The 3,885-nt window shown below is 74.2% G+C and carries 6 protein-coding genes; 4 read left to right on the top strand and 2 right to left on the bottom strand.

The features are described 5' to 3' along the window. The first annotated feature begins 77 nt into the window (after positions 1-77). The 3 genes from AB8Z75_RS32735 (at position 78) to AB8Z75_RS32725 (ending at position 2,241) form a co-directional block, all read left to right on the top strand. The gene (locus AB8Z75_RS32735; protein WP_369208425.1) at positions 78-1,238 is read left to right on the top strand and encodes an AAA family ATPase; all 1,161 of its coding nucleotides are present in this window, start codon (positions 78-80) and stop codon (positions 1,236-1,238) included. A 110-nt stretch (positions 1,239-1,348) separates the two neighbouring features. Continuing rightward, positions 1,349-1,678 (top strand): nucleotide pyrophosphohydrolase, encoded by a 330-nt coding sequence (locus AB8Z75_RS32730; protein ID WP_369208426.1) that lies wholly within the window; start codon positions 1,349-1,351, stop codon positions 1,676-1,678. A 104-nt stretch (positions 1,679-1,782) separates the two neighbouring features. Continuing rightward, positions 1,783-2,241 carry a DUF6099 family protein gene (locus tag AB8Z75_RS32725; protein ID WP_369208423.1) on the top strand — a complete coding sequence of 153 codons (459 nt, stop codon included), beginning with the start codon at positions 1,783-1,785 and terminating at the stop codon, positions 2,239-2,241. A 245-nt stretch (positions 2,242-2,486) separates the two neighbouring features. Here AB8Z75_RS32725 and AB8Z75_RS32720 read toward each other — a convergent pair whose 3' ends face one another. Together AB8Z75_RS32720 and AB8Z75_RS32715 are read right to left on the bottom strand one after the other, a co-directional pair. Then, the gene (locus AB8Z75_RS32720) at positions 2,487-2,705 is read right to left on the bottom strand and encodes a heavy-metal-associated domain-containing protein (RefSeq protein WP_369208421.1); all 219 of its coding nucleotides are present in this window, start codon (positions 2,703-2,705) and stop codon (positions 2,487-2,489) included. Continuing rightward, positions 2,702-3,106, bottom strand: a complete 405-nt coding sequence (locus AB8Z75_RS32715; protein ID WP_369208419.1) for a nuclear transport factor 2 family protein — start codon at positions 3,104-3,106, stop codon at positions 2,702-2,704. Before AB8Z75_RS32715 ends, AB8Z75_RS32720 begins: the two co-directional genes overlap by 4 nt. A gap of 73 nt (positions 3,107-3,179) precedes the next feature. On the opposite strand from AB8Z75_RS32715, the gene AB8Z75_RS32710 reads away from it, so the two are divergent. After that, positions 3,180-3,885, top strand: a 706-nt coding sequence (locus AB8Z75_RS32710; RefSeq protein ID WP_369208417.1) for a TetR/AcrR family transcriptional regulator, incomplete at its 3' end; no start/stop codon positions are given.

Below are 3,885 nucleotides of genomic sequence, written 5' to 3'. Positions count from 1 at the left end.
CGAGTGGGCTGGGTGAGCCGAGTGGGTCGGGTAGGCCGGGTGGGCCGAGCGGACCGACCGTGGCAGGTGGACCGGCCGTGCGGGACAGAGGAACCGTGCGCGCACCGGTCGTCACCGCGTTGCACCTGTCGGCGTTCCGGGTACTGCGGGCGCGGAGCGTCCCGCTGGGGCCGCTGACAGTGGTGACGGGGCCGAGCGGGAGCGGCAAGACGAGCGTGCTCCAGGGCTACGCGTCCCTGGCCCGGCTCGCTGCGGGAGCCGCGCTGGAGGACGTCTTCGCGTCCGGCCGCGGCGAGCCCTCCCCGTACGTACCGCAGTCCGCCAGGCCGGACCGGCAGGGCCGGCGCGGCTTCCGGCTCGGCTGCGCCGTGGCGGGACCCGCGGGGGCGCTGCGCTTCGACGTCGCCGTGCAGGCGGAACCGGAACTGCGCGTGGTCGGTGAGCGGTTGACCGACGAACACGGCAGCACGCTGCTGGCCACCGCGCTGCGCGACCCGGCGCGGCGCGCCGTCGAGGCCACCTGCCGGGCGGCGGGAGCGGCCCGCGCCCTGCGCACCCCCTTCCCCGACGACCGGCTGGCCCTCCCGCTGCTGCCGCTGCGCATGGCGGGCACGACGGGGGACGAGCGGGCGCTGCTCCAGGCCGCCGAGCAGGTCGTCGTCGCCCTGCGGTCGGCCTTCGGCTGCGACCCGGTACCGGCCAGGATGCGGGAGCCGGTCGCGGTGGCGGACGGGATGCTGCGCGGCGACTGCGCCAACCTCGCCGACGTGCTGCGCCGCACGCGAGCGGAGTGCGCCACCCGGCACGCGGCACTGCTGGCGGCGGTACGCGAAGGCTGTGCGGGCACGAGGGCCGAACTGCGGGCCGAGGAGTGCGGGCCCGGCCTGGTGCGGGCCGTGCTGGAACAGGGGGACGCGGGCACCGTGACACCCGTGGCATGGCTCGGCGACGGCGAACTGCGCTTCCTGGCCCTCGCGCTGGTGCTGCTGACGGGACCCGGCGTGCTGTCGGTGGACACCGTGGACGAGGTGCCTGCCGCCCGGCGGGCGATGGCGGTACTGGCGGACGGCCCCGACCGTGGGCTGGACGAGCGCCAGACGGCCGCGGTGATGGCGCTGGCGAGCCGGATGAGCGAGCGGGGCCATGTGCGGCTGCTGGCGACGGGGGCACCGAGCGGCCTCCTGGCACGGGAGGCCGCGAAGCGGGAGGAAGTGTGCCTGGTAGACCTGGGGGCGTGAACGAGACGCACGACGGCACATACGGCAACGGCGGCGCGCACCGAGACAGTGGCGCGCACGGAGACAGTGGCGGAGACGGCGGCGCGCGCGCAGGCGCGGGAGCTCGCGACGTGGTCGGGCTCCAGCAGCGCCTGGCACGGTTCGCGGCGGAACGGGACTGGGGGCAGTACCACACGCCGAAGAACCTGGCGGCTGCCCTGAGCGTCGAGGCCGCCGAACTGGTGGAGATCTTCCAGTGGTTGACCCCCGAGCAGTCGGCGCGGGTGATGGCGGAGGGCGGGTCGGCGGCACGGGTGGAGGACGAGGTCGCCGATGTGCTCGCCTACCTCCTCCAGTTCTGCCACGTGGTGGGGGTCGACCCCCTCGCAGCGCTGGAAGCAAAGATCGAGAGGAACGAAACGCGTTTCCCGAGGCCCGGAACCGGTCACTCTATGGAGTGACGGAGTTATCCACACGAGCCTTTTTATCCACAAAATCCCGAAACCCCCTGGCGGAGCTGGCCATTGACAGTCACGCTGGGTAGCGACCAGTGAGGGGGAAGCAGATGGATGCTGTACGGCTCATCGCCGCCACACGGCAGGCGCTCGCGCTCAGCGCCGACGTCGCCCAGATCGTGACGGAAGCCTGGCAGGCCCAGGCCCTCGCCGTGGCGGTGGGCAGCCATCTCGCGGTCAGCGGTCCTCCGGCGGTGCGGTCGGAGGCGCTGGGCCTGAGCGAGGTGGGCACCCGGGCCGGCGGATCCAGACACCACACCGTTCCGCGCGCCGGTGGCGTCCGCGCGGCCCAGTTGTCCGCGATCGACGACCCCCGCCGTACCCTCGACGACCTGGGCGCCCTCCTCGGCGAGGCGGGGGTCGCGCTGGTGGGTGTCGCGGTCACCGCCGAGGACGAGGCGCTCTACTGGCAGTGCATGGAGGCCATCGACGCGGCGGACGAGTCCGGAGACCGGGTCGCCGCCATCCTGCGCACCCTGGCGATGCGCGAGCGCGGCAGCCTCGCATAGCGCCCGGTGCCGCGTTCGGCCAGGCGGAGACCCACCGGGCCGGCCGGGCGCGCAGCCGGACGGTTGCCGGTGTCCCGGCTTGGGCACGGCGCCCGGCGGCCGTCGTCGTGTGGCTCTCCCTGCCCTCCGGAATGTGGCGGCTGGCGGTCGTCGCGGGTGTCCCGCCGGGTCTGGGCCGCAGCGAGTACGACGCGATGCTCGTCGGTGACGGCGCACCACTGGCGCCGCCGCACTCGCGCCGAGGCTTACCCCCCTTCGCCCGCGCCGAGTTCGTAGCCCGCCTCGTCGACGGCGGCACGGACGTCGCCGAGGTCGAGCGCGTGGGCGCTGGTCACCGTGACGGAGTCACCCTCGACGTCGACCGCGACGGCGGTCACGCCGGGCAGGCCTCGCAGTTCCTCGGTGACGAAGCCCGCGCAGTGACCGCAGGCCATGCCGAGCACGGTGTAGGTCCGCGTGATCATGCGGCGCCCCCCTGCTCCAGTGGGCGCGTGCGCGTGAGCATGTGGGCGCTGCGCAGGCGCCCTTCGGGTGCGAACCGGCCGAAGAAGGAGACGTCGACGTCCAGGTCCCGCTTGCGGTCGTGCACGTGGAGCGTGTAGCGGGCGGCGATCCGGTCGCCGTCCGCCAGCGCGTCGTGGATCTCCACCGCGAGGGAGGGCTTGTGCTTGCGGGTGGGCCGCGTGTGCGCGATGAGCTTGCCCCGGTCCATGCGGTGCCCGTCGGCGAACTGGACGACGTCCGGGGTGTGGTAACGGTCGACGACGGTTTCGGTGTCCTCCTCACCGTGCACCAGGTCGTGGTGGAACGCGGTGAAGAACGCGGTGAGGAAGCCCTGCGGGTCGGTGGTGTCGAACGGTCTCATGGCGATCCCTTCTCCCGAACTCTTACACCCTGTAAGATATGACGGCCCCTAGAATATTGACAAGGTGTAAGAGATGGCGCGTTCACGAAACCCGCACCCCCGTGCCGACGCCCGCCGCAGCCGGGCCGCGATCCTCGACGCGGCGCTCGGGCTGCTCAACGTGCAACCCGAGGCCAGCATCGAAGCCGTCGGCCGGGCCGCGGGGGTGACCCGGCAGACCGTCTACGCCCACTTCCCCTCCCGCGAACGGCTGCTGGCCGCGGTGGTCGACCACCTCACCGAGCAGACCGTCGCCGCGATGGAGGAGGCAGCCCCCGACTCCGGACCGGCCGCGGAAGCGCTGCTGCGGCTGCTCGACGCCGCCGAGCGGATCGCCGGGCGTTACCCGGCGCTGGCGCAGCAGGCCGGCTCGCTGCCCGCGAGCGCCGAGGAGGACCGGGCCCGGCACGCTCCGGTCGCCGACCTGCTGGGGCGGGTCGTGCGGCGCGGGCAGGCGAGCGGGGAGTTCGACGGGCACACCTCGCCGGACTGGTTCGTCGCCGCCACGATCGCCCTGGCCCACGCGGCGAGCGGCGAGTCCGACGCCGGACGGCTCTCCCCCGAGGAGGCCCGTCGGGCGCTGCGCAGCAGCCTGTTCCGACTGCTCGGCGTGGAGCGGGCGCCGGGCGGAGAGTCCGACCCCCCTTCCGGCCGGTCAGCCGACGCGGGACGGCGGACGCCGAGGCGGCGGACGCCGAGSGACCGGCGGGGGCCCGTCGAGAAGGGGGACCCGGCGGGGG

This window comes from Streptomyces sp. PU-14G (assembly GCF_041028275.1).
In the GTDB taxonomy this organism is placed as follows: Bacteria; Actinomycetota; Actinomycetes; order Streptomycetales; family Streptomycetaceae; genus Streptomyces.
Note: the sequence above shows the minus strand (reverse complement) of the source record. Positions and strands in the feature narration are given on the sequence as shown.